We start from the raw sequence: 22561 nt of genomic DNA on the forward strand, positions 1-22561 counted from the left end.
GGGTACAGCCTGACGAGGGGGGCCCACCATGTCCGACGACACCAGCAACCGACCGAGTCGCACCGCCGAGCGTCCGCACGACGTGACCGACCCGCTGCTGTGGCAGTTGGCGATCGACGTGCTGAGCGCCCACGAGCCGGACGACGAGGGCCGGTGCCGCAACCTCCAGTGCGCCGGGCAGTCCTGGCCGTGCGCGGCCCGCACCGGCGCCGAGCACTCACTGCGGCTGGCCCGCAGCACCCCCGCCTCGGTCGAGGTGACCATCGACGGGACCGACAGCGACGACGCCGACACGGATGGGCGTCGCGACGCGGCGGTACCGGCTCCCCGCTGGGGCTGGAACGCCGGCCCGGTGGCGTCGCACCGAGGGTCGAAGGCCGCCTCCGCGGCGTGACGGGCCACCAACCCCTGCACTGATCCGCACCACGTAGGCGAGCGCTCGGTCGGTTGTCCGGCCGAGCGTTCAGCTGTCGTGGCGGAGCCAGGTGACGATGCGGCGCAGCAGCTCCTGATGCCCCGGCGACTCGTACGACCGGACGTCGTGGCCGAGTGCGTCGTAGACGATCCGGCTGCTCCCGACGGTGCGCGCCCAGACCAGCGGGTGGGTGTCGCCGCCCTCGTCGTGGACGTAGAGGGGCTCGACGTCCAGGCCGTCGACCAGCTCCAACTCGGTGTAGCGCTCGTCGTGAACCTCGAAGTCCCCGAGCCCGGCGCTGATCGGGTGTTCCACACCGCTGCGGCGGATGAGACTCGGGCCGATCGGCGGGTGGAAGGTCCGGCCGTGGGCCCAGACGGCGCCGACGGTGGAGCGCCAGCTTGCCAGCTGGGGAAACGCGATCGTGGCGCTGTGCACGGCGAGCAGGCTGCCGCCACGGGCCAGGAAGTCGTCGAGGACGCGGGCGAAGTTCTCGTCCTCGGGAATCGGGGTTGTGCGGTCCGCGCTCGCGTTCACCACCAGCAGGCGCGCGCCGCCGAGCGCGACCTCGAGCTGGTCGACGGCTGTCACGATCGCTACCGAACCCTCGTCGCCGATCAGCCGGGCCAGCGCGGCGCTGGTTTCGGCCAGCGGGTGCCAGGGGTCGGCGTGCGGGCCCTCCCCGCTGAAGATCACGGTGTCGACAGACATGCCGGTGCTCCGTTCATCATTTGGATTATTTTCGAAATCACGAAATGAAAGCTAGCATGGCGTCCATGAGAGCCCTGCATCATCCCGATCTCACCTCGGTCGACCTGGCCACCCTGCTCGGCGCCCTGGCCGACCCGGTGCGCCTCAGCGTCGTACGGCAGTTGGCACAGGCCGGCGGTGTCGTCTGCGGCCAATTCGACGCGCTGTCCGACGTCAGCATGTCCACGCTCTCGCATCACCTGAAGGTCCTGCGGGCCGCCGGCGTCCTCCGTGTCACACCGAACGGCAGTTTCCGTCGCCACGAATTGCGGGCCGACGAGATCAACCACCGGTTTCCGGGAATCCTTTCCGCGATCCTCGCCAACCTTGACCTGCCGGAGCGAGTGGGAGTGCCCGCATGACCGAGGCCACATCAGGCGGAAAGAAGCCGCCGAGCACGCTGGGCCTGTCCGCGGACGAGGTCCTGAGCACGACCCGCGCCGTCCGCAAACGTCTCGACCTGGGGCGTCCGGTCCCCCGCGACGTGATCGAGGACTGTGTGCGCATCGCGCTCCAGGCACCCAGTGGCCGCAACAGGCAGCGCTGGGACTTCATCTTCGTCGAGGACCGCGAGACCCGGGCGGCCGTCGCCCGACTGTGGCGACGCGGCCTGATGGCGCCGCCACCGGCGTCGGGCGGCACCGGGCCGGCTTTCAGCCGGATGGACTTCGCCTCCGAGCAGTGGGGTCGGATCGCCGGCAGTCTGGCGCACCTGGCGGACCACCTGCACGAGGTCCCGTTGCTGCTCATCCCCTGTCTGCGCGTCGAGTCACGCGCCGAACTGGACAGCGTGCGCGGGCAGGCGGGAGCCTGGGGTTCGGTGATCCCGGCGTTCTGGAGCTTCATGCTGGCCGCCCGGGAACGCGGGCTCGGCACCGCCTGGACCACCAGCCATCTCAGCTACGAGCGGGAGATGGCCGAACTGCTCGGCATCCCCTACGACACCGTCGTACAGGTCGCCCTCACTCCGGTCGCGTACACCCTCGGCACCGACTTCAAGCCCGGTCCGCGGGCCGACGCGGACGCGTTCGCCCACTGGAACCGTTGGTAGCGGCCCGCCGGCTGCGGGCTTCCCGGTGATCCGGGAACCCCGCAGCCGAAGGGGTACGCCTACAGGGTGCGCGCCAGCCGGTCGGCGAGCGTCCGGGTGAAGCGGGCCGGGTCGGGCAGCTCACCGCCCTCGGCGAGCACCGCCAGGCCGTAGAGCAGCTCGGCGGTCTCGGTCAGGGCGGCGGTGTCGCTGCCCTGCTCGTGGGCCTTGCGCAGCCCGGACACCAGCGGGTGACCGGGGTTGATCTCCAGGATTCGCTTGGTGGTGGGGATCTCGTGCCCCATCGCCCGGTACATCTTCTCCAGGGTCGGGGTGAGGTCGTGGGCGTCGCCGACGACGCAGGCCGGTGAGGTGGTCAGCCGCGACGACAGGCGGACCTCCCGGACGCTGTCCGTGAGGGTGGTGCCCAGCCAGTCGAGCAGCCCGGCGAACTCCTGTCGCTGCTGCTCGCGCTCGGCCTCGGCCTGCTGCTTCTCCTCGTCGGTGTCCAGGTCGATCTCGCCCTTGGCGATCGAGCGCAGTGGCCGACCGTCGTACGTGCCGACCCGCTCGACCCACACCTCGTCGACCTGGTCGGTGAGCAGCAGCACCTCGTGCCCCTTGGCCCGGAACGCCTCCAGGTGCGGAGAGTTCTCGATCGCGGCCCGGGACTCGCCGGTGGCGTACCAGATGTCGTTCTGGCCGTCCTTCATCCGCGACACGTAGCCGGCCAGGTCGGTGGGCTCGGCCGGGTCGTTGGTCGTGGCCACCGACAGGATGTCCAGCAGGGTGTCGCGGTTGTCGGTGTCGTCGATCAGCCCTTCCTTGACCACGGCGCCGAACTCGGTCCAGAAGGTGCGGTAGCGCTCCGCGTGGTTGGCCTTGAGGTCCTTGACCGTGGCGAGGACCTTCTTGACCAGGCGGCGGCGGACGATCTGGATCTGCCGGTCCTGCTGCAGGATCTCCCGGGAGATGTTCAGCGACAGGTCGTGCGCGTCGACCACGCCCTTGACGAAGCGCAGGTAGGTCGGGACCAGCGCTTCGCAGTCGTCCATGATGAAGACGCGCTTGACGTAGAGCTGGACGCCTCGGCGGCCCTGCGGGGAGAACAGGTCCAGTGGGGCGTGGCTGGGCAGGAAGAGCAGCGCCTCGTACTCGAAGGTGCCCTCGCCCTTCATGTGCACGACCTCGAGCGGGTCGGCCCAGTCGTGGCTGACGTGCTTGTAGAACTCGTTGTACTCGGCGGCGTCGACCTCGTCGCGGGGCCGCGCCCAGAGTGCCTTCATCGAGTTGAGGGTCTGCACCTCGCGGGTGGCGGGCTCACCGTCGGCGCCGGGGCGTTCGACGCTCATCCGGATCGGCCAGGCGATGAAGTCGGAGTAGCGCTTGACGATCTCGCGGACGGTCCACTCGGCGGTGTAGTCGTGCAGGTTGTCCTCGGTGTCGGCCGGCTTGAGGTGCAGCGTCACTGTGGTGCCCTGCGGCGCCTCGTCGACCGCCTCGATCGAGTAGGTGCCCTCGCCGGTGGACTCCCAGCGGGTGCCGCCGGTCTCGCCGGCCTTGCGGGTCAGCAGGGTGACCCGGTCGGCGACCATGAACGCGGCGTAGAAGCCGACGCCGAACTGGCCGATGAGGTCCTGCTTGGCGTGGGTGTCGGCGGACTCGCGCAGTTGGCGCAGCAGCTCGGCGGTGCCCGACTTGGCGATCGTGCCGATCAGCTGGACGACCTCGTCGCGGGTCATCCCGATGCCGTTGTCGCGCACGGTGAGGGTGCGGGCGTCGCTGTCGATCTCCAGGGCGACGTGCAGGTCGTCGGTGTCGGCGACGAGTTCCTTGTCGACGAGGGTGGCCAGCCGGAGCTTGTCCAGTGCGTCGGACGCGTTCGAGATGAGTTCCCGCAGGAAGACGTCCTTGTTCGAATAGATCGAGTGGACCACCAACTGGAGGAGCTGACGCGCCTCGGCCTGGAATTCCAACGTTTCGGCCTGGTTGCTCACACCGTCTCCCATCTCGGCTCGTGCGAAGGTTCGCGGAAAGGATACGAGTCGTCACCGGTCGGGGTGTGGGCGCGTCCGGGTCGTATTCCCGATCCGAGCGGCCGACCCCGTGACATAGCTGACTTTGCTCAACAGAAGTCAGGTCGGATAGCGTGACGGCCATGAAGATCGCTGGAAGCACCGCCCTCGTCACCGGCGCCAACCGTGGCCTCGGCCGGCACCTTGCCGCCGAACTCCTCGCCCGGGGCGCCACCGTCTACGCCGGCGCCCGCAACCCCGACAGCGTCGACCTACCCGGCGTGACGCCGGTCCGCCTCGACATCACCGACCCGGCCTCGGTGGCCGCCGCCGCCGAGCTGGCCGGCGGCGTGAACCTGCTGATCAACAACGCGGGCATCGACACCCGGACCGACCTGCTCGACGGCGACCTGGACCTCGTCCGGCTGGAGTTGGAGACCCACTACATCGGCACCCTGTCGACGATCCGGGCGTTCGCGCCGGTCATCGCCGGCAACGGCGGCGGAACGATCCTCAACGTGCTCTCCGTCCTGTCCTGGTTCGGCTCCCCGACCCACGCCGCCTACAGCGCCGCCAAGTCCGCCGAGTGGGCGATGACCAACGTGCTGCGCGTCCAACTGGCCGACCGGGGCGTCCGGGTCGCCGGCCTGCACGTCGGATACCTGGACACCGACATGGCCGCTGACATCACCGGCCCGAAGTCCGACCCGGCGGCGATCGCCCGCATCGGTGTGGACGGCGTCGAGGCCGACGCGTACGAGATCGTCGCCGACGACCTCAGCCGCCAGGTGCAGGCCGGACTGGCCGGCGGCGTCGCCGCGCTCTACCCACAGCTCCCCTGACCCACCACGCGACGGGTGACCCACCACGCGACGGGCCGCCACCGGAGAAACCGGTGGCGGCCCTTCCTCGGGTACGCGGTCAGCTCGCCTGCAACGTCACGTCATCGATCACGAAGGTGGTCTGCAACGACGAGTCCTCGGTGCCGGTGAACCGCAGCGTCACCGCCTGCCCGGCGAACGCGGCCACGTTGAGGCTGCGCTGCACGTAACCGGTCGCGGCGTTGAGATTCGAGTACGTCGCCAGGGTGGTCGAACCCGCCTGCACCGTGAGCCGGTCGTACGCCGTGGAGCTGGTGGTCTCGGCGGTGTCGATGTGCAGCCAGAACGACAGCGTGTACGTGGCGCAGCCGGCCGGCAGTGTCACCGACTGCGACAGGCTCTCGGTGCGGGTGCTGCCGAACCCGTTGAGCCACGCCTTGTACGACCCGGTCCGGGCCGGCTGGCCGCTGGCGTTGGTGATCACGCCCGAGGACGCGGTCCACGGCGTGCTGCCGCTCTCGAAGCCACCGTTTCCGACCACCTGACCGCCGGTGCAGGTCGGGGTGCCGCCGCCCACGGCGAGCTGCCACAGCGCGTACGCGACACCGTCGGCCGCCCGGTTCAGCACTGTGGCGCTGACGTTGGCGGTGGTGTCGCAGGACCGGTGGTAGCACGGGTCGTACGCGGAGTTGGCGGTGCCGCCCCACTTGGCGGCCTGGGCGCTGGTCTTGCGGGCGCTGGCGCCGGCGGCGTAGCCCGAGGTGGGGATGCCGGCCTGCTGGAAGTAGTAGTCGTCGGAGCGACCCTGGCCCTCGACGTTCTCCTCCGGTTGCAGGCCCAACGAGTCCCAGTACGCCTTCAGTGGCGCCGCCGTGGTCGAGCTGACCCGGTTGATGAAGTAGCCGCCGTTGGTCGAGCCGACCATGTCGAAGTTGTAGTAACCCTTGATGTAGCCGCGCTGGGTGGCGCTGAGCGAGTTGACGTAGAACCGGGAGCCGTTGAGCCCCTGCTCCTCGTCGGTCCACCAGGCGAACCGCACCCGTTTGGTCACCGTCGGGTTCTGCGCGGCCAGGACCAGCGCGTTCTCCAGCAGGGTCGACGAGCCGGTGGCGTTGTCGTTGATGCCCGGACCGGCCGCGACACCATCGAGGTGCGCGCCGAACATGACCACCTGGTCGGCCGGGCCGCCGGGCCACTCGGCGATGAGGTTGTTCGAAGGGTACCGGCAGCTGGAGCAGTACTGCTCGCTGACGGTGTAGCCGGCCGACTGGAGCCTGGTCTTGACGTAGTTGAGCGAGGCGGTGTAGCCGGCCGAGCCGGCCCGTCGGTTGCCACCGTTGCTGGTGGCGATGGCGTTGAACTGGGTCAGGTGCGCCTGGACGTTGGTGATGGAGATGTCCGGCGCGGCCAACGCGGCGGCGGACGCGGCGATCGGCCGGGTCACCGTCGTGGCGGTCGGAGGTGACGCGGTCGCCGTTTGGGCGGCCAACGGCACCGTCATCCCGGCGAACACGGCGAGCGCGATTCCCGCGCTCAGCGTTCTGCCTCTCATGGGGGCTCCTCGGGGTTGGAGAGATACCCGAGACACTTACAGATATCTATTTCCTGAGCATCGGTCGTTCGTCCCGAACCGCCGCCGGTTCGACGGTGGGTACCGGCGTCGGCACAGGTGAGTAGAGGTGTCAGGATGGGTAGGTAACGCGGCAGGGGTCGTCGGGCCCGGAACGGGGGCTTGCGATGGGGTCGGATCGAGCGTGACACGACCCAGCACTGACCTGTTCCTCGGCGGCGAGACCGGGCGGTTGATGGCACAGCTGGACTGGGCCGGCACCCCGCTGGGCCCGGTCGACGGTTGGCCGCAGAGTCTGCGCGCCGCCGTCCGGGTGGTGCTCTCCTCCCGCTATCCCATGCTGCTGCTCTGGGGCGAGAGCTACTCGCAGCTCTACAACGACGCGTACTCAGCGCTGATCGGCGACAAGCACCCCGCCGCGCTCGGCGACGACGTACGAGTGACGCTGGCCGAGGGCTGGCACGTGCTCGCCCCGCTGATCGAAAAGGCCATGGCGACCGGGGTGGCCAGCTGGGTCCCCGCCCTGCAACTGCTGCTGGAACGGTCCGGCTATCGCGAGGAGGCGTACTTCAGCGTCTCGCACGCCCCCGCCCGCGACGACGACGGCCGCACCGTCGGCGTACTGACCGTGTGCAGCGAGGTCACCCAGCAGGTGGTCGGTGAACGCCGGCTCCGTCTCCTGCGCGACCTGTCCGTGCTCGGCGACGGGCGCACCGTCGACGTGGACGCCACCGGCGCTCGGCTGATCGACGTGATCGACGGCCACCCCTTGGACGTGCCGTTCGCCGCCATCTACCTGCGCGACGGCACGGCGCTGCGCCGGGTCGCCTGCACCGGCAGCGACCAGGGGCACGCCCAGGCCCTGCCGGAATCCGTCGAGCTGACCGACCCGGGCCCGCCCGCGTACGCCTGGGGGCTGACGGACGCCGCCGAGGGCCGGGCGACCCAGGTGACCGACGTCACCGACCGGCTGCCGCTGCCCGCCGGCCCGTGGAACGACCCGGTCCGCACCGCGCTGGCGCTGCCGCTGCCCTCCGCCGACGAGGACCAGCCGCTCGGCGTCCTGCTCGCCGGGGTCAGCCCCAGCCGAGGGCTCGACGAGGCGTACCGCTCCTTCCACCAGCTGCTCGCCCAGCAGATCTCCGTGGCGGTGCGCAACGCCCAGGAGTACGAGGAGGAGCGGCGCCGGGTCGAGGCGATGGCGGAACTGGACCGGGTCAAGACCGACTTCTTCGCCAACGTCAGCCACGAGTTCCGTACCCCGTTGACCCTCATCCTCGGTCCGCTGACCGACGCCCTCACCGACGCCACCGCGCCGTTGGCGGCGGTGCAGCGGGAGCGGGTGGAGACCGGCTGGCGTAACGCCACCCGACTGTTGACGCTTGTGAACAGCCTGCTCACCTTCTCCAGCCTGGAGGCCGGGCGGGCGCGCAGCGACGCCCGGGTGGTGGACCTGGCCGCGCTGACCGCCGAGCTCGCCGGGGTGTTCCGGGCCGCCGTCGAGCGGGCCGGGCTGACCCTCGAGGTGAGCTGCCCACCGCTGCCCCGGCCGGTCGCTGTCGACCCGGTCAACTGGGAACGCATCGTCACGAACCTGCTCTCCAACGCGCTGAAGTACACGTTCATCGGCCGCATCCGGGTCACCCTCGACGCCGACGACGAGGAGGTGCGCCTCACCGTCGCGGACACCGGCATCGGCATCGCGGAACGGGACCTGCCGAAACTCTTCGAACGCTTCCACCGGGTGCGAGGCGCCCGCTCGCGCAGTCACGAGGGCACTGGCATCGGCCTGGCCCTGGTGCACGAGTTGGCCCGGCTGGAGGGCGGCGACGTGCGCGTGACCAGCCAGGTGGGCGTCGGCAGCAGGTTCACCGTGACGCTGCCCTGGTCGGCGGCGCACCGCACCGCGGTCACCGGGCCGGCGGTGGACGGGCGGGGTGACGCGGCCCGCGCCGCCGTCGAGGAGGCGATGGGCTGGCTCACCGAACCGGACGACGCGCTGACCGAGCCCGATCCCGCGTGCGGGGCGGCCACTGACGAGCTGACCGGCGCCCGGATCCTGCTCGCCGACGACAACGCCGACATGCGGGCGTACCTCACCCGGCTGCTCACCGGGCAGGGCTGGCGGGTGCGGGCCGTCACCGACGGCCGGCAGGCCCTCGACGAGATCCACAGCGATCTGCCCGACCTGGTCCTGACCGACGTGATGATGCCGGTGCTGGACGGCTTCGACCTGGTGCGCCGACTACGCGCCGACCCGACGACCCGGACGCTGCCGGTGCTGGTGCTCTCCGCCCGTGCCGGCGGGGAGGCCAGCGTGGAGGGCCTGAGCCTGGGCGCCGACGACTACCTGGTCAAACCATTCGCCGCGGCCGAGTTGATCGCCCGGATCCGGGCCAGCATCCGCCGAGCCCGCGACCGCGCCCCTGCCGTTGCCGTGGTCGGCGACCCGGCGACTGTCGCTGCCGCAGCTCCCCCGGCGCGAACCGCCCCGACCGGCCCCGTTGCGCCGACCCCGGCGGTCGAAACCGTCCGCGACGCGTCAGTGGTGGTGGAGGCGCCGCCCGAGCCGGACGGGCTGGGCGACCTCCTGGACGTCGAGTGGACGTACCCGTCCGTGCCCACCTCCGCCGCCGCGATGCGTCGCGACGTCCGGGGCGCGTTGGGCGAGCTGGACGTCGACCCGGACGTGCTGGAAGATCTCCTGCTCGCCGCCTCCGAGGCCATCAACAACGCCGTCGAGCACGCGCAGCGACCCAGCCGTCCGGAGGTACGGGTGCGCGTCCAGGTGGGTGGCGGACTGATCCGGATCTCGGTACGGGACTTCGGCACCTGGCGGGACCGCCGGCCGGCGATGGACCGGGGACGCGGCGCGCTGCTGATGAACGCCTACGGTGACGTGCGGCTGGTCTCCACCGCCGAGGGGACGACGGTGACCATCGAGCGTCGACTGGCCTGAGTGCCGGCGGCGCGTCAGAGTCGGCGGCCGCTGGCGTCGCGGGCGATGATGCCGTCCAGCCGCTCGCCCGGAGTGAGCCGCGCCGGGTCGAACCAGAAGATCAGCACCTGCTTGTCGCCACTCCATGGCGCCACTCGGGCGTCGACCTGCCGACCGTCGACGGTGCCGACGATCCGCTTGGCGGGGCCGACGAAGTAGCCGAAGGTGGGCACCGGCGCGGCGAAGCCCTCGTCGTAGCCGATCTGATGGAACCCGGCGCTGCGGTCGCTGCCGTAGACGTCGTTGACCAGGATGTCGGTGCTCAACGAGCCGTCCGGAGCCTGGCGACCGGCGGCCAGTCCGATGGACACCTTGGGCTCACCGGGCACTGACACCGCGACGACGTAGTAGACCCGACGCTCGGCGCCGTGCCGCACCCCGCTGTCCACGATCTGGCCCAGGGGCTTCGGTGGCGGCTCGTCGCGGCCCACAGTCGGCGGTGGCGTGGAGCCCAGCGACTTCTCCGCCCACGGCGAGACACCGACCGACGGTGGAGCGACGGCGACCGGCGGCGGGTGCTCGGTCGGCACCGGATCGCCCGACCCGGACACACCGACCGCCACCACGACGACCACCGCGGCCAGGCCGGTCGCGAGAGTCGCCGCCCCGGCTCCGGCGACGCGTCGACGGGTCCGCAACCGACGTCCCTCGCGCATCACGGAGTCCAGATCGAGCACGGCGTCGGAACGCTCGGTCGCCCGCATCGCGTGGCGGAGCCGATCCAGCTCGCTCATCGGTGCGCCCTCTCGTCGGCCGCGCGGGGCGCGGCGGTGCGCAGCTTCTCCAGAGCTCGCGAGCTGGTGCTCTTGACCGTGCCGACGGATACGGAGAGTTCCCGGGCCACCTGCGCCTCCGGCAGGTCGAAGTAGTAGCGCAGGACGACGATGGCGCGCTCCCGGGGGCTGAGCGCACCGAGGATGCTGATCAACCAGCGCCGGGTGGCCACGTCGTCGGCCACGTCGCCACGCCGCTGCTCCGGCACCTCGTCGGTCGGGTACTCCCGCATCGGCCGTCGCCACCCGTCGACCAGATGGTTGACCAGCGTGCGGCGGGCGTACCCGTAGGCGTCGTCGTCGTGGATTCGCGACCACGACGCGTAGGTGCGCACGAGCGCGGTCTGCGCGGCGTCCTCGGCCTGGTGGTGGTCACCGGTCATCAGGTACGCGGCGTGCACCAGTCGCGCGGACGCTGCGCGCGCGAACTCGACGAAATCGGCGTCACCCCGCGCCACCGCGAACCCTCCCCGTGCCACAGAGCTAGAGACGGGCGAGGCCGGCAAAAGGTTGAGCCCTGGGTCACATCAACTTTTCGGCACTGTCGCCCGTCTTCTCCTCCGCGCCGCCGCCGAGCGACGCGCGAGGGGAGAGACATGTCGACGAAGGTTACCCGCCGCTGGGGTACCGCCTCGATGGCGTCATTCTTGGTGGTGGCGCTGCTCACCGGGTGCGGCCTGCCCGCCGCCGGGCAACCCGCCACCGACCCGGTCGTCGCCGGGCCGCCGCCCAGCGATGCGGCGACACCTACCGGTCGGCCGACCGGAGCCACCGAGGTCCGAACCAGTTCCGCACCGGTCATCGCGGTCAGCTATCCCGCCACCGGTGGTAACCGCTGGTCGGTGGCGCCCGGCGAGACGACCCCCGGGCGCGCGACGGCCGGCCGGTTGCTGCGCTACCGGGTCGCCGTGGAGCGCGACATCCGGGGCCTGCCGGCGACTGACATCGCCACGGCGATCACCGCGACGTTGAACGACCCACGCGGGTGGATGGCGGGTGGAGCGTGGCGGCTGCGCCGGGTCGGTGCCGGCGAACCGACCGACTTCACCATCTACCTGGCGACCCCCGGCACCCGCGACACCCTCTGCCAGGACGTGCCGGACGCCTACACCTCCTGCCGCAACGGTGGCCGGGTGGTGCTCAACGTGGCGCGCTGGGTCAAGGGGGTGCCGGGTTACGGCGCGACAGTGGAGTCCTACCGGCAGTACATGGTCAACCACGAGGTGGGGCACAAACTCGGACACGGCCACGAGCGGTGCCCCGGGCGGGGTCGGCCGGCGCCGGTGATGCAGCAGCAGACGCTGGGCCTGCACGGCTGCACCGCGAACGCCTGGCCGTACCCGAAGGGCAAGGCCCGCTACAGCGGGCCGGTCGGGGCGTACGACGACGCGATCCCCAGGCGTGAGGGCGCCTACTCGGCATCGTGAGGACAGCGTTCCCTCAGGTACGCCGACGGCGCTCCTGGTCGAGTCGCTCATCCTGGCGGCCCATCTCGTAGATGGCGTTGAGGCTGGTCGGCAACCGGCTGACGTTCTCCGGCACCGGGCCGGGATCCGGTGCCGGGCCGGCGCCTGGTGCGGGGTCGAGGTCGGGTGTGGCGGCGGGGACCGCGGCCCGACGGCGCACGAGCAGCAGCGCCAGCACCGCGAGGACGGCCACGACCAGCAGGTACGACGCGGGCGGCCAGGCATTCCGGGTGGGGCTGGCGAGGACCGGCGGTGCGGTGGGTGCGGGGGCGTCGCCGTCGCGCCCGGGCACTGCGGCCTCACGGGTGGCGGTGCCCTCGCCAGTGGTGCGGCGATCGGGGGCGGTGGGTGCGGGGCGGCCCCCGGTCGAGCCGGCGGGCACCGGGATCGCTGTGGCCTCCGCTGGGCTGGGCTGACCGGCGGCCGGCGGCCGACTCGGCGTGGCCGCCCCGGTGGGGGTGGCGCTCGGCGGCGGAGCGGTGCTAGGCGTGTCACCGTTGAGCAGGTCGTCGACGATCTGGCCGACGCCGCCGATGATGTCGCCGAGCGGATCCGGGGTGGCCGACGGGGACGGCGCTGGCGCGAGGGCGAGGGTCAGCGCGAGGACGACGACGGTAGGCATGACGCCACCTCCGATGTGCCGGATATGCCACGCACCGTATCGCATCGTGGGATGGCGTGGGTGGCACCGGCACACCGGGGCGGGGGCGCGTGTGGTGCTCGCCCCCGCCCGCGATGTCGCTGATGGTCAGACCGGCAGGCCACCCACCTGAGTGGAGATCCACGATCGGATCGACGGCAGGTCGACGTAGATGGACGGGCCGGTGGCACAGGTGGAGTTGTTGTTGCCGGCCCGACTCGTGGCGCCGATCAGGTTCCACACTCCGTTGACCCGGCGCACCTGCGGACCACCCGAGTCGCCGTAGCAGGCGCCGGAGTTGCCGTTGGTGTTGTTGGTGCAGATCTCGTACGGGCCGTTGATGCCGGAGCACCGGCTGTCGGCCACGATGGACGTGTCGAGCTCGTTGGCCACGGCCGGAGCCGAACCGCAGCCCCGCGGGGCGCAGGTCTGACCCCAGCCGATGATCCGGGTGGCGGTGCCGACCGCGCCGGAGGTGCTCGGGATCGGGGCCGGCGCATACGTGACCGAGCTGGCCAGTTGCAGCAGCTTGACGTCGACGCTCGGGTGGTTGACCGCCCGGGTCACCCGCACCACGGTCCCGCCGCTGGAACGGTTGATGCTGCCCACCCGCACCGAGGACGGCGTCGAACAGTGCTTGGCGGTGACCGCCCAGTTGCCCTTGATCAGCGTGCCCGTGCAGCCGGAGACGTACACCATGAAGGGGTAGTTCTCCGTGGCCGGCCGGCCGCCGACCACCAGCGGGCTGATGTCGGAGTCGCCGTTCCAGGTGTACGTCGTGCTGGCCGGCGCGGCCAGGGAGCCGGCGAACAGCGAGTTCACCCGGCTCGCCTCGGCGGCGCTGGGGTTCGCGTTGCGGCAGGAGACCGGTGCGCTGCTGCCGGACATCAGATCGGAGCAGAGGCCGGTGCGCCGGTCCGGCAGGCCCAGGATGTGGCCGACTTCGTGGGTGGCGATGCGGGTGCGGTCGTAGCCCTGGTTGACGGCCGTGCGGCCCATCCAGATCCGGCCCGAGCCGAGGCCGGTCGGCTGCGCGCGGGGCCAGCCTTCGTCGACGTAGATGGTGATGCTGGCCGGGGTGCCGGCCAGGAGTCGGACGTTGCTGACCCGGCTGTTCCAGATCTGCGCCGCCTGGTCGAAGTTGGTGCGGAACTCGCCGGTCCGGCTCGCGTCGTAGTAGACGGTCCGGACGGCGGCGGCCGGCGTACCGGTGGCGAGCTGTATCCCGGCCGCCGCCAGGATCGCCACCAGCATGGCCAGCGCCGCGCGTCTCAGTTGTCCTCGGAACATCGGGTACTCCCCTGTGGTCGTCCGGCGACCGTCGCCACCGGTCCATCGATACACGCCGATATTAATGTGACGGCGGCCGATGTTCGGCATAGCGGAAGCGTCATACCGGCGACGTGCAGGCTGTTACCCAGCGGTTACGTCGCGGCGAAGCTCCTGTGCCGGGGCAGGACGACGGTGACGGCAGAGGGTCACCGGCAGCGCCGCCGCGACGTGACCCCCATACCGAACGGAGAAACCACAATGAGGATCAGGAGCGCACTGACCGCGTTGGCGGTCGTCCTCGCCGGGCTGGTCGCCAGCGCCGGCAGCAGCACCGCCGCGGGCACCACGACGGGAGCGGCGTACTGCGGGATCACCTGGGGCAGCGCGGAGAAGGCGGCCGGCACACTGAGCGACGCACCGCTGATGGACGTGCGGACCGGCCGGCACGACTGCTACGACCGGGTCGTGTTCGAGTTCAACGGTCCGGTCGACGGTTACGCGATCGGCTACGGCGAGACGTGGACCGAGGGCGAAGGGCTGGCACTGTCGCCGTACACCGCCGGCGGGGCGCTGCTGCGGGTCTCCCTGCGGGCCCCGGCGTACGACGACGACCACCTGGGCACCGTGCCCTACGCGGTCGGCGAGCACGTGGCGAACTTGCTGCGCTACCCGACGCTGCGCGACGTGGTGTTCGGCGGCAGCTTCGAGGGCTACAGCACCTTCGCCGTCGGCGTACGGGCGCGCTTGCCGTTCCGGGTGCTCGTGCTCGCCGGTCCGGGCACCCACAGCCGGGTGGTGCTCGACGTCGCCCACCAGTGGTGACCGGGGCGGGAACTCGACCGTCACCGCTCGCCAGCAGCCGCAGGCGACGCCGGTAGCGTCACGGTCGGCGTGGTGATCAGTGCGGCGGCGAACTCCCGTCCCGCCGATCATGGAGTTGTGGTGGGTGACGAAGCGACCGACAGTCGCCACGACGGGCACCACAACTCCATGATCGACGTTGACCTAAGCCTCGTCGGCCAGGTGCCAGACCTCGCGCATCGGGGCCCAGAAGTCCCCCGAGCCGGGCTCGGCGATCGACTCCTGACACGGGTCGGTCAGCTTCCACCACTCCTGCGTCTGCGGGTCCGCCGCGATCAGCCGCAGGTCGGCCTCGTAGTCGTCGCCCACGTACTCGTAGTAGCCGAAGAGCAGATCGTCGTGGAGGAAGATGGTGTAGTTGCGGAAGTTCGCCTCGCGCAGCGTCTTCTCCACGCTCGGCCAGACGGCGGCATGCAACCGCAGGTAGGTCTCCCGCTGCTCGGGGCGGAGTCGGATCACGCAGCCATGACGTTTCACGTCGTGCCCTTTCGTGTGAGCTGTTCCAGGGGTGCCGAAGGCACCTGAACGTAGCGGTTGGGCAGCGCCCGGAGGGGGCCAGCCGGCCGCCGATGTCGGCCGTTCCGCCAGGACTACGCACTGTGGCGCCGGGTCTACCCTCGGGTGATGGAGGGCCGCGTGCTGGTGGTCGAGGACGACTTCTCGATCCGGGAGGTCACCGCCCTCGGTCTGCGCCGCGCCGGCTTCCGGGTCGACACCGCCGTCGACGGGCGGCAGGCCCTGGCCGCGTTCCGCGCCCACCCCGTCGATCTCATCGTGCTCGACATCATGCTGCCGGGCCTGGACGGTCTGGAGGTCTGCCGGGAGATCCGGCGGACCAGCCAGGTGCCGATCCTGATGCTGACCGCGCGCACCGACACCATCGACGTGGTGGTCGGGCTGGAGTGCGGCGCGGACGACTATCTGCGTAAGCCCTTCGACCTGCCCGAGCTGGTGGCCCGGGTTCGTTCGGTGCTGCGCCGGATGAACGTGTCGGCCCCCTCGTCAGTCATCGAGGTCGGCGGCCTGAAGATCGACCCGGGCGGCTTCGTGGTTCGCCGGCACGGCCAAGAGGTGGCGCTCACCGCCACCGAGTTCCGCCTGTTACTGGAGCTGGCCCGCCGGCCCGGTCAGGTCTTCACCCGGGACCTGCTGCTGGACCTGGTCTGGAACCACGACTTCCTCGGCGACTCCCGACTGGTCGACGTGGCGGTGCAGCGGTTACGGGCCAAGATCGAGGACGACCCGACGCAGCCACTGCTGATCCGGACCGTGCGCGGCGCCGGTTACAAACTGTCGACGGGCTGACGGGGGCGGCGATGGCCGGACGCGGGGTGTTCCCCGGGCGCCTGCGGCGCCGGCTGACGATCGCGTTCGTCCTGGTCGCCGGCGTCTCGGCCGGGCTGCTCGCCGGCGGGACCGGGCTGCTGCTGCGCCAGTCCTGGTTGGACGCGTCGCTGCACGAGGCCGCCGCCGATGCCCGCTACCAACTCGTTCTCGCTGGGCAGTTCCTGCCGCTGACCGAGCAGCGCAGCACCGAACTGCTCACCAGCTTCGAGGCCAGCGGTCGGCACGTGCTGCTCGTCGACGGCCCGACCCGCGCCTCGCACCCCGCGTACGTCCCGGTGCTGGGCACCCGGTTGCGGGCCGTCGTCGCGGACGGGCGGCTCGGTTATCAGCGCTCCGCGCCGGCGGAGCGTCCTCGGCTGCTGGTGATCGGTGGGCGCATCCCCGGCTCGGCCGCCGAGTTGTACGTCCTGACCGTGGAGGACGACGTCGCTACCGACCTGGGTCAACTACGCACCGCGCTGGTGGCCGGCTGGGTGCTCGTGGTGTTGCTCGCCGCCGCGGTGGGGCACGCGTTGGCCCGTCGCACGTTGGAGCCGGTGGGCCGGGCCAGCCGGGCCGCCCGAGCGCTCACCGAGGGCCTGCTCGCCACTCGCCTGCCGGTACGCGGGCGCGACGAGTTCAGCGTCTGGGCGGCGACGTTCAACGAGATGGCCGAGGCACTGGAGTCGAAGATCGCGGCGCTGTCGGCCGCGCAGGCCCGCGAGCGGCGGTTCACCGCCGACGTCGCGCACGAGCTGCGTACCCCCGTGACCGCGTTGGTGGCCGCGGCGTCGCTGCTGCGCGAGCACCTCGACCAACTGCCCGACGACGCCCGACCGGCGGCCCGGCTGCTGGTCGGCGACGTGGTCCGGCTGCGCCGGTTGGTGGAGGATCTGATGGAGATCTCCCGGCTGGACGCCGGGCGGGAGCAGTTGGCCGTCGGGCCGGTCGACGCGTTGGCGCTGCTGCACGGCATCGTCGCGGCGCGCGGCTGGTCGCCGCGGGTGCGGGTCGCCGGTGATCCGGTCACGGCGCGCACCGACAGGCGTCGGCTGGAGCGCGTGCTGGCCAACCTGGTCGCCAACGCGGTCGAGCACGGCGGCGGCGAGATCACGGCCAGCGTGGCGGGCGCGGGCACCCTGGTCGCCTTCGAGGTCACCGACGAGGGGCCGGGGATCCCGGCCGAGCACCTGTCCCGCGTGTTCGACCGGTTCCACCAGGTCGATCCGTCCCGCTCCGCGCCGGGCAGCGGGCTCGGGCTGGCCATCGCCCGGGAGCACGCCGAGCTGCTCGGCGGCGCGCTGAGCGTGCGCAGCGAACCAGGCGAGGGCACCCGGTTCCGGCTGGAGTTGCCCATCGCCGGTCCCGCCAGCCCCCACGGTGACGACCTGTCGCCCCCGAACGACAGTGCCCGCCCGGGTCCGGTTGGGCGTACCGCAGGCACGCCGGGCGGTGTGGGGTGACCGGCCGCGGCGCGGTCGGGCTGGGCGCATCGGCGCTGGTCGCGTCGCTCCTACTCGGCGGCTGCGGCACTCCCCGCTCCGGTGATCTCGGCCCGGCGCCCACCGCGCCGCCGCCGAGCGTCGCACTCACCGACCGCCCGGAACCCACAGCGACCCGGGCCGTGGCACCGACGCCACCGCCCGCGAACCGGCCGCCGGGTCCCTCGACGGCGGCGTCCACCGGCACGCGCCGGCCGGATCCGGTGACCATCGAGCTGTGGTACGTCCGCGCCGGGCTGCTCGTGCCGACCCGGCGCACCCGGCCGGCCACTGTCGCGACGTCCCGGCTGGCGCTGACCGAACTGGCCGCCGGGCCGAGCCCGGCCGAGGCCGCCACCGGGATGATCACCCTGCTTCCGACCGGCGTCGAGGTCACCCGCATCGCCGACGGCGTGGCGACGCTGCGGGTGCCGTCCGTCGGTGAACCGGCCACCCGGTGGCTGCGCGAGGCGCAGGTGGTGTGGACGCTCACCCAGTTTCCCAGCGTGCGTCAGGTCCGCCTCGACGACGCCGCCCCGGTCGACCGGGCGGACTACGCGGACCTGCTGTCACCGATCGTGGTCACCGGCCCGATCCCCGGCGAGCGCGTCTCCGCTCCGCTCGTCGTCACCGGCACCGCCACAGTGTTCGAGGCCACTGTGAGCGTCCGGGTGCTGGACGCCGCCGGCCGGGAGGTGGCCGCCGGTTTCGGCACCGCCAGTTGCGGCAGCGGCTGCCGGGGCGGCTACCGCGTGGCGGTCGGCTGGCGCACGGTCCGCGAACAGAAGGGCACTGTCGAGGTGTACGAGGTGTCCGCCGAGAACGGCACGCGGATCAACACGATGGCGGTGCCGGTGGTCCTCGCGGCCCGCGACTGACCACCTCGCCCCAGAGGGTGTTAACCCGATGCGTCATCCATTTGTCGACGGCGACGCGCGGCGCTGACGTCTACCCGACAGCGCAGATCCTCGCCGGCATTTCCCGGGCCGGCGCGGCCACGCTATGAAACCGCAGGCCAGATGCCGTGGAGCCGGTGGGAACGTCTCCGACACGCCGGCAGCGCGAAGGCTCGTCGGGCTTGGCCGGACGGCCGTTCACGTGACCTTCGAGATTGACCTGGGTAGACATGTTTGCCAACGTGAGCGCGTCATTGCACACAGTCATATTCGCTGTTCAGCACCGTGCCGGCCGGGCGACTCAGGAAGTCGCACCGGTCGCCGCGGCAGCCTCACCATCCCTCACAGAGCGGAGATACATCATGTCCGGTGGCAGCCTTCCCCGTACCGGTATGGGCGTCGTCACGATCGGCGGCGCGGCCGGGATCGGCAGCTACGCCCTCCCCCTGCCGCTCACCATCGCCCTCACCGGAGCGACAGCCGTCCTCGTCGGCTTCATCATGATCCGGATGACGTTCCGTCGTAAGCAGTCGGTCGGCCAGTGACCGCGAGTGTCACGAAGGGTCGTGTCCTGTTCGCCGCGGCGGTCGTCCTGGCCGCCGCGGCGGCGTGGACCGCCCATCACGTCCTCGCCGTGATCGGCGCCATCGACGGAGGCGGTCACCGCTTCACCTTCGCGTACGCCGCCATGTTTCTGCTGCTGATCTGGCAGCTCGGCACCTCCTATCTGGAGAAGCCCGCAGTGGTCACCGACCGGATGCAGGGGCACCTCGACGGTCTGCACGTGGTGGGCATCGTGCCGGCGTACAACGAGGATCCGGGCGCGCTGCGGGCCTGCCTCGAATCCATGATCTTCCAAACACGCAGACCAAACACCATCTACGTGGTGGACGACGGGTCGAAGCTGACCGAGGGCTACCAACCGATCAAGAGGTGGTTTCTCGACGTCGCCCCCGTACACGGGATCATCGCCGCCTGGCACATCCAACCCAACGCCGGGAAACGGCACGCCCAGGCCGCCGCGGTGCGGTCGACACCGGCAGCCGACGTCTACTGGACGGTGGACTCGGACACCATCTCGGACCCGAACGCCCTCGACGAGTTGCTGAAGCCCTTCGCCGACCCGGCGGTGCAGTCCGTCGCGGGGGTGGTGATGGCCGCGAACGTGCGCAGCAGCTTCCTCACCCGGTTCACCGACCTGTGGCTGGTGACCGGGCAGCTCACCGACCGGTCGTCGCTGTCGGTGTTCGGGTGCGTGTGGGTGAACTCGGGCCCGATCGCCGCCTACCGCGCGGAGGTGGTTCGCGACAACCTCGGCGCGTATCTGACGGAGACGTTCTTCGGCCAACGGGTGCCCTTCTCCGACGACTCCCTCCTCACCCTCTTCGCGATGGTCAGGGGACGTACCGTGCAGCAGCCGTCGGCGTTCGCGTTCTCCCTCATGCCGGAGAACGCCGGGCACTTCTGCCGGATGTTCCTGCGGTGGATGCGCGGCAGCTTCATCAGGACCTGGTGGCGAGTCCGGTACCTGTCGTTGCTGTCGATCGCGTGGTGGCTGCATCTGCTGCGCTGGGCGGCGACTGTGGTCGCGACGGTGCTGTTCGTGGCGGTGGCGATCCTGTCGCCGATCATCGACCCCGATCCGAGGGCGATTCCGTGGCTGGTGGCCGTGCCGTTGATCGTCGGGTACGGGCAGGCGCTCCGCTACATGACGGTGCGACGATCGGACCAGTCGACGGCCTACCAGTGGGGCACCTGGCTCCTCACGCCCGTCGCCGTGGTGTTCGCCCTGGTCGTGCTGCGCGCGATCCGCTGGTACGGCGTCGCCACCTGCTGGCGCACCGGCTGGGGAACCCGCAAGAAGGTGGAAGTGGCGCTGGGTTCCTGACCGCGCGACCCGTGCTGATCCTGACACCCGGGCCGACTCCCCGTGAAACGTGACCGTTTCGCCGGCTGGATGCGAGGCAACTCACGAAACCCTGCACGATCAGCCAACCGCGAACTAGTGTCAGTACGACATCGTTTCGCGGGGGGTCGGGATGCTGGGTGGTCAGCAGGTGGGCGCGGGTGCCGGGGTGCCGGCAGCCCGGGCCCCGCGCTGCACCGACAGCGACCTGTTCACCGTCGTCATCGACACCCTGCGCGAGGTCGGCTTCGACCGGATGACCATCGACGCCGTGGCCGCCCGCGCCCACGTCAGCAAGGCCACCATCTACCGACGCTGGGACGGCAAGGCCGAGCTGGTCGTCGCCGCCCTGCGCGACCGGCACGTGGGTGTCCACAACCCGCCCGACACCGGCTCCCTCCGCGGGGACCTGATCGAGTTGCTGAAGGCCACGGCCGCGATCTGCACTGCCGACTGCGACCTCATGCAGGCGTTGACCTTCGCCATGCGGACCAACCCCGAGCTGGAACGCCTGGTGCGTCACCAGGTACTGCCGGCCGGGCGGGTAGCAAGCACCGCCATCCTGGTCCGGGCCGCCGCCCGCGGGGAGATCCCGCCGGAGGCCGGCGAGCGGGAGTTGTTCCACGATCTGGCGCCCGCGCTCACCATGTCCCGCATCGTCGCGCACGGCCTACCCGCCGATGACGCATTCCTCACCCAGGTCGTCGACCAGGTGCTGATCCCGGTACTCCGCTATCAGCACGACCGTCCGTCGCCGGCCTGATTCACCGATATTCGCAACACGGAAGGCTTCACCATGCCCGGAACCACCTCGACCGCGCCCGGCGCGCCCAACGCCGGGGCGTCGACAGGCGCACCGCACCCGCGGCGCTGGATCGCGCTGGCGGTCATCGCGGTCTCACAGCTGATGGTCGTCCTGGACGCCACGATCGTGAACATCGCGCTGCCGCAGGCCCAGGCCGACCTGGGGATCACCGACGCGAACCGGCAGTGGGTGATCACCGCCTACACGCTGGCCTTCGGTGGTCTGCTGCTGCTCGGCGGTCGCATCGCCGACTACTGGGGGCGTAAGCGCACCTTCCTGGTCGGCATGACCGGTTTCGCGCTCGCCTCCGCCCTGGGCGGTCTGGCCACCACCGGTGAGATGCTCTTCGCCGCCCGCGCGTTGCAGGGCGCCTTCGGCGCGCTGCTCGCCCCGGCCGCGCTGGCGCTGCTCACCGTCCTGTTCACCGAGGCCACCGAGCGGGCCAAGGCCTTCGCGGTGTACGGCGCGATCGCCGGCGGTGGGTCGGCGGTCGGCCTGCTGCTCGGCGGGGTGCTCACCGAGTACGCCGACTGGCGCTGGTGCCTGCTGGTCAACATCCCAGTGGCAGCCATCGCCATCGCGTTCGCGCTGCCGCTGGTGCCGGAGAGCCGGGCCCACGGCAACACCCGCTACGACGTGCCCGGTGCGATCGTGGTGACCGCCGGCCTGGTCTCCCTGGTCTACGGCTTCACCAAGGCAGCCGAGGACGGCTGGGACGCCACCGCGACGCTCGGTTTCATCGGCGCGGGCGTGGTGCTGCTCGCCGCCTTCGTGGTGATCGAGCTGCGCTCCAGCCACCCGCTGCTGCCGCTGCGGATCCTGCTGGACCGCAACCGGGGCGGCGCGTTCCTCACCTCGACGCTGATCGGCGCCGGCCTGTTCGGGGCGTTCCTCTTCCTGACCTTCTACTTCCAGGTGGTGCTGGAGTACAAGCCCCTCGAAGCCGGTCTCGCGTCCCTGCCGGTCACCGCCGGCGTGCTGATCGCCGCGGGCGGCGCCAGCCAGCTCATGCCCCGGTTGGGTGCCAAGCCGCTGATGGTCGCCGGTTCGGCGCTCGCCGCCGTGGGCATGCTGGTGCTGACCCAGATCGACGTGGACACCTCGTTCCTCACCCACCTGCTGCCCGCGCAGGTCGTCCTGGGCCTGGGGCTGGGCTTCACCTTCGTCCCGCTGTCCAGCCTCGCCCTGGTCGGGGTGCCGGAGCACGACGCCGGCGCGGCCAGCGCGACGCTCAACGCCACCCAGCAGATTGGTGGCTCGCTCGGCACCGCGCTGCTGAACACCTTCTACACCAGCGCGGTCGCCGCCTACCTGGTCGGACGGGCACCGAACCCGGTCAACCAGGTCGAGGCGCTGGTGCACGGCTACCGGGTGGCCTTCGCCTGGGGCGCTGCGCTGATCGTGCTCGCCGGACTGGCCACCCTGGTCCTGGTGAAGGTCCGCAAGGAGGACATCCCGACCGGCAACACCGTGCACATGGGCTGAGCCTGAGCGACGTGGCCGCCGGCCGGAGCGCCCCGACACCGGGGCGGGCCG

Annotated in this window: 22 protein-coding genes; 14 read left to right on the forward strand and 8 right to left on the reverse strand. The window is 71.3% G+C overall.

The genetic code is table 11. The features are described 5' to 3' along the window. Positions 1 to 28: 28 nt before the first annotated feature. A complete protein-coding gene (locus OG992_RS07255) occupies positions 29 to 394 on the forward strand; it encodes a hypothetical protein (RefSeq protein ID WP_238682723.1) in 366 nt (121 codons plus the stop codon). 69 nt (positions 395 to 463) lie between these two features. Here OG992_RS07255 and OG992_RS07260 read toward each other — a convergent pair whose 3' ends face one another. Further along, on the reverse strand, positions 464 to 1126 hold the full coding sequence (locus tag OG992_RS07260; protein ID WP_266302753.1) for a ThuA domain-containing protein: 663 nt from the start codon (positions 1124 to 1126) through the stop codon (positions 464 to 466). A gap of 65 nt (positions 1127 to 1191) precedes the next feature. On the opposite strand from OG992_RS07260, the gene OG992_RS07265 reads away from it, so the two are divergent. Together OG992_RS07265 and OG992_RS07270 are read left to right on the forward strand one after the other, a co-directional pair. Beyond that, complete coding sequence (locus tag OG992_RS07265) at positions 1192 to 1527, forward strand: helix-turn-helix transcriptional regulator (RefSeq protein WP_266302754.1); 336 nt, start codon at positions 1192 to 1194, stop codon at positions 1525 to 1527. Further along, complete coding sequence (locus OG992_RS07270; protein ID WP_266302755.1) at positions 1524 to 2216, forward strand: nitroreductase family protein; 693 nt, start codon at positions 1524 to 1526, stop codon at positions 2214 to 2216. The genes OG992_RS07265 and OG992_RS07270 overlap by 4 nt, the downstream gene beginning before the upstream one ends. A gap of 59 nt (positions 2217 to 2275) precedes the next feature. Here the strand turns inward: OG992_RS07270 and htpG are convergent, their stop codons facing one another. Beyond that, a complete protein-coding gene (htpG, locus tag OG992_RS07275; RefSeq protein WP_266302756.1) occupies positions 2276 to 4204 on the reverse strand; it encodes a molecular chaperone HtpG in 1929 nt (642 codons plus the stop codon). 149 nt (positions 4205 to 4353) lie between these two features. Here htpG and OG992_RS07280 point away from each other — a divergent pair, with 149 nt between their 5' ends. Next, positions 4354 to 5052: an SDR family oxidoreductase gene (locus tag OG992_RS07280; RefSeq protein ID WP_266302757.1), complete on the forward strand. Its 699-nt coding sequence runs from the start codon at positions 4354 to 4356 to the stop codon at positions 5050 to 5052. A 79-nt stretch (positions 5053 to 5131) separates the two neighbouring features. Here OG992_RS07280 and OG992_RS07285 read toward each other — a convergent pair whose 3' ends face one another. Then, complete coding sequence (locus OG992_RS07285; RefSeq protein ID WP_266302758.1) at positions 5132 to 6583, reverse strand: M28 family peptidase; 1452 nt, start codon at positions 6581 to 6583, stop codon at positions 5132 to 5134. Positions 6584 to 6785: 202 nt separating this feature from the next. On the opposite strand from OG992_RS07285, the gene OG992_RS07290 reads away from it, so the two are divergent. After that, positions 6786 to 9560 (forward strand): ATP-binding protein, encoded by a 2775-nt coding sequence (locus OG992_RS07290; protein WP_266302759.1) that lies wholly within the window; start codon positions 6786 to 6788, stop codon positions 9558 to 9560. Positions 9561 to 9574: 14 nt separating this feature from the next. On the opposite strand, the gene OG992_RS07295 is transcribed toward OG992_RS07290, so the two are convergent. Both OG992_RS07295 and OG992_RS07300 read right to left on the reverse strand, forming a co-directional pair. Continuing rightward, entirely contained in the window at positions 9575 to 10333 is a 759-nt protein-coding gene (locus tag OG992_RS07295; RefSeq protein ID WP_266302760.1) for a hypothetical protein, read from the reverse strand. Continuing rightward, positions 10330 to 10830, reverse strand: a complete 501-nt coding sequence (locus OG992_RS07300) for a SigE family RNA polymerase sigma factor (RefSeq protein ID WP_266302761.1) — start codon at positions 10828 to 10830, stop codon at positions 10330 to 10332. Before OG992_RS07300 ends, OG992_RS07295 begins: the two co-directional genes overlap by 4 nt. Before the next feature lie 177 nt (positions 10831 to 11007). On the opposite strand from OG992_RS07300, the gene OG992_RS07305 reads away from it, so the two are divergent. Beyond that, positions 11008 to 11799, forward strand: a complete 792-nt coding sequence (locus tag OG992_RS07305) for a DUF3152 domain-containing protein (protein WP_266302762.1) — start codon at positions 11008 to 11010, stop codon at positions 11797 to 11799. Between the two features lie 13 nt (positions 11800 to 11812). Here OG992_RS07305 and OG992_RS07310 read toward each other — a convergent pair whose 3' ends face one another. Next, positions 11813 to 12460 (reverse strand): hypothetical protein, encoded by a 648-nt coding sequence (locus OG992_RS07310; protein WP_266302763.1) that lies wholly within the window; start codon positions 12458 to 12460, stop codon positions 11813 to 11815. 126 nt (positions 12461 to 12586) lie between these two features. After that, a complete protein-coding gene (locus OG992_RS07315; protein ID WP_266302764.1) occupies positions 12587 to 13768 on the reverse strand; it encodes a snapalysin family zinc-dependent metalloprotease in 1182 nt (393 codons plus the stop codon). Positions 13769 to 14008: 240 nt separating this feature from the next. Between OG992_RS07315 and OG992_RS07320 the strand changes: the two genes are divergently transcribed. Then, entirely contained in the window at positions 14009 to 14572 is a 564-nt protein-coding gene (locus OG992_RS07320) for a hypothetical protein (RefSeq protein ID WP_238682710.1), read from the forward strand. A 183-nt stretch (positions 14573 to 14755) separates the two neighbouring features. Here the strand turns inward: OG992_RS07320 and OG992_RS07325 are convergent, their stop codons facing one another. Beyond that, positions 14756 to 15070: an L-rhamnose mutarotase gene (locus tag OG992_RS07325; protein ID WP_238682709.1), complete on the reverse strand. Its 315-nt coding sequence runs from the start codon at positions 15068 to 15070 to the stop codon at positions 14756 to 14758. A 165-nt stretch (positions 15071 to 15235) separates the two neighbouring features. Between OG992_RS07325 and OG992_RS07330 the strand changes: the two genes are divergently transcribed. The 7 genes from OG992_RS07330 (at position 15236) to OG992_RS07360 (ending at position 22510) form a co-directional block, all read left to right on the forward strand. Next, the gene (locus tag OG992_RS07330; RefSeq protein ID WP_266302765.1) at positions 15236 to 15916 is read left to right on the forward strand and encodes a response regulator transcription factor; all 681 of its coding nucleotides are present in this window, start codon (positions 15236 to 15238) and stop codon (positions 15914 to 15916) included. An 11-nt stretch (positions 15917 to 15927) separates the two neighbouring features. Next, complete coding sequence (locus tag OG992_RS07335) at positions 15928 to 17400, forward strand: cell wall metabolism sensor histidine kinase WalK (RefSeq protein ID WP_266302766.1); 1473 nt, start codon at positions 15928 to 15930, stop codon at positions 17398 to 17400. Continuing rightward, a complete protein-coding gene (locus OG992_RS07340) occupies positions 17397 to 18296 on the forward strand; it encodes a Gmad2 immunoglobulin-like domain-containing protein (protein WP_266302767.1) in 900 nt (299 codons plus the stop codon). The genes OG992_RS07335 and OG992_RS07340 overlap by 4 nt, the downstream gene beginning before the upstream one ends. Before the next feature lie 380 nt (positions 18297 to 18676). Next, positions 18677 to 18859 (forward strand): hypothetical protein, encoded by a 183-nt coding sequence (locus tag OG992_RS07345; protein WP_203117656.1) that lies wholly within the window; start codon positions 18677 to 18679, stop codon positions 18857 to 18859. Continuing rightward, a complete protein-coding gene (locus OG992_RS07350; protein WP_238682705.1) occupies positions 18856 to 20202 on the forward strand; it encodes a glycosyltransferase in 1347 nt (448 codons plus the stop codon). Before OG992_RS07345 ends, OG992_RS07350 begins: the two co-directional genes overlap by 4 nt. 151 nt (positions 20203 to 20353) lie before the next feature. Next, positions 20354 to 20983, forward strand: coding sequence for a TetR/AcrR family transcriptional regulator (locus tag OG992_RS07355; protein WP_238682704.1), 630 nt, complete (start codon positions 20354 to 20356; stop codon positions 20981 to 20983). Between the two features lie 33 nt (positions 20984 to 21016). Then, a complete protein-coding gene (locus OG992_RS07360; RefSeq protein WP_238682703.1) occupies positions 21017 to 22510 on the forward strand; it encodes an MFS transporter in 1494 nt (497 codons plus the stop codon). Positions 22511 to 22561: the final 51 nt, after the last annotated feature.

Source organism: Micromonospora sp. NBC_00362, from assembly GCF_026342155.1.
GTDB classification, from domain to species: domain Bacteria; phylum Actinomycetota; class Actinomycetes; order Mycobacteriales; family Micromonosporaceae; genus Micromonospora; species Micromonospora hortensis.

What these genes read in the sequence shown, in the direction of transcription:
- OG992_RS07265 (WP_266302754.1), top strand. Translation starts at nt 1,192, where the DNA reads ATGAGAGCCCTGCATCATCCCGATCTCACCTCGGTCGACCTGGCCACC.
- OG992_RS07320 (WP_238682710.1), top strand. Translation starts at nt 14,009, where the DNA reads ATGAGGATCAGGAGCGCACTGACCGCGTTGGCGGTCGTCCTCGCCGGG.
- htpG (WP_266302756.1), bottom strand. Translation starts at nt 4,204, where the DNA reads ATGGGAGACGGTGTGAGCAACCAGGCCGAAACGTTGGAATTCCAGGCC.
- OG992_RS07280 (WP_266302757.1), top strand. Translation starts at nt 4,354, where the DNA reads ATGAAGATCGCTGGAAGCACCGCCCTCGTCACCGGCGCCAACCGTGGC.
- OG992_RS07270 (WP_266302755.1), top strand. Translation starts at nt 1,524, where the DNA reads ATGACCGAGGCCACATCAGGCGGAAAGAAGCCGCCGAGCACGCTGGGC.
- OG992_RS07315 (WP_266302764.1), bottom strand. Translation starts at nt 13,768, where the DNA reads ATGTTCCGAGGACAACTGAGACGCGCGGCGCTGGCCATGCTGGTGGCG.
- OG992_RS07305 (WP_266302762.1), top strand. Translation starts at nt 11,008, where the DNA reads ATGGCGTCATTCTTGGTGGTGGCGCTGCTCACCGGGTGCGGCCTGCCC.
- OG992_RS07355 (WP_238682704.1), top strand. Translation starts at nt 20,354, where the DNA reads ATGCTGGGTGGTCAGCAGGTGGGCGCGGGTGCCGGGGTGCCGGCAGCC.
- OG992_RS07285 (WP_266302758.1), bottom strand. Translation starts at nt 6,583, where the DNA reads ATGAGAGGCAGAACGCTGAGCGCGGGAATCGCGCTCGCCGTGTTCGCC.
- OG992_RS07295 (WP_266302760.1), bottom strand. Translation starts at nt 10,333, where the DNA reads ATGAGCGAGCTGGATCGGCTCCGCCACGCGATGCGGGCGACCGAGCGT.
- OG992_RS07255 (WP_238682723.1), top strand. Translation starts at nt 29, where the DNA reads ATGTCCGACGACACCAGCAACCGACCGAGTCGCACCGCCGAGCGTCCG.
- OG992_RS07260 (WP_266302753.1), bottom strand. Translation starts at nt 1,126, where the DNA reads ATGTCTGTCGACACCGTGATCTTCAGCGGGGAGGGCCCGCACGCCGAC.
- OG992_RS07335 (WP_266302766.1), top strand. Translation starts at nt 15,928, where the DNA reads ATGGCCGGACGCGGGGTGTTCCCCGGGCGCCTGCGGCGCCGGCTGACG.
- OG992_RS07345 (WP_203117656.1), top strand. Translation starts at nt 18,677, where the DNA reads ATGTCCGGTGGCAGCCTTCCCCGTACCGGTATGGGCGTCGTCACGATC.
- OG992_RS07310 (WP_266302763.1), bottom strand. Translation starts at nt 12,460, where the DNA reads ATGCCTACCGTCGTCGTCCTCGCGCTGACCCTCGCCCTCGCGCCAGCG.
- OG992_RS07360 (WP_238682703.1), top strand. Translation starts at nt 21,017, where the DNA reads ATGCCCGGAACCACCTCGACCGCGCCCGGCGCGCCCAACGCCGGGGCG.
- OG992_RS07330 (WP_266302765.1), top strand. Translation starts at nt 15,236, where the DNA reads ATGGAGGGCCGCGTGCTGGTGGTCGAGGACGACTTCTCGATCCGGGAG.